The 921-nt window shown below is 58.0% G+C and carries 1 protein-coding gene; it reads right to left on the bottom strand.

Annotation, left to right across the window (positions count from 1 at the left end; translation table 11 throughout):
• Positions 1-321 precede the first annotated feature (321 nt).
• On the bottom strand, positions 322-921 hold a 600-nt coding region (locus C457_RS20315), incomplete at its 5' end, for a hypothetical protein (protein WP_008093802.1).

The raw sequence follows: 921 nt of genomic DNA, 5'->3' as shown, positions 1-921 counted from the left end.
CTCACCTCTGGTGATACCTGTCCTTCGGGCAAGGTACCATCGCCGACCCACTCTTGGAAACTGGAATAATTCGATAGAGGTCCGCTATCGACATCTCATGGCAAATCATCCATTCTGGGTCGCTATGAACTCTACTAGCTTTACCTCTCTTGTCTTGGCGAGTCTTCATCGAATATCTGTTCGGTTCCATCCGAGCGGTGACAGCACACTCTCGACAGCTCTGACGAGATGGGCCTCGTAGTACGAGGCGTCGTAGGTCCCACTTTGGATTCCATATAATCGAATGATACGGTCGAATGTGTACCAGCGACGCTTGACACCTCAGCCTTGGAAGGCCGATGATCGGTCATCCGAACGTCGATTGATCCGGAGGACAATGCCGTCGTGTGTGAACCCCTGGACGTCGAGCTCGTCGAGGAGTGCTGGGAGTTCGTCGAGGTGACCGTTCAGATTGATGGCTGACTCGTCCGGGAGCACCCCGACGAGTCGCCAGTCGCCCCGATACCGCCACGCCTCTTCGGGATCGGGTTGTAGGCACACACGGCGATAGACCGAGATCTGGTTCGCACTGAGATGGACGTTGCTCACGGGGCCACCGGAGAGCGCCTTCGCCTCATATCTGACTGGTCGGAACTCGCCGTCGTCGTGTGCGAGTCCAACGAGATCGAATCCAGCGCCATCCCAGACACGAGAGATGTGTAAGCCCCGGGCCAGTGCTGAGTCATCGTCAGTCGCTCGCCATTTGTTCCATGCCTCACGGACCGACGACCGGGTGGCTCCTTCGGGGAACGGTGAGAGGAGGGCCTCTCTGGCCGCCTCGAAGGACTCTGGGCTATCGGCGTGTTCTAATGCGGAGAGGGTTTCGTCACGGACGCAGTCCAGCAGCGCCACTTCTGCCTCGTCACCGACTATCTTCTGAGA

Source organism: Haloferax prahovense DSM 18310 (genome assembly GCF_000336815.1).
Lineage (GTDB): Archaea > Halobacteriota > Halobacteria > Halobacteriales > Haloferacaceae > Haloferax > Haloferax prahovense.
Note: the sequence above shows the minus strand (reverse complement) of the source record. Positions and strands in the feature narration are given on the sequence as shown.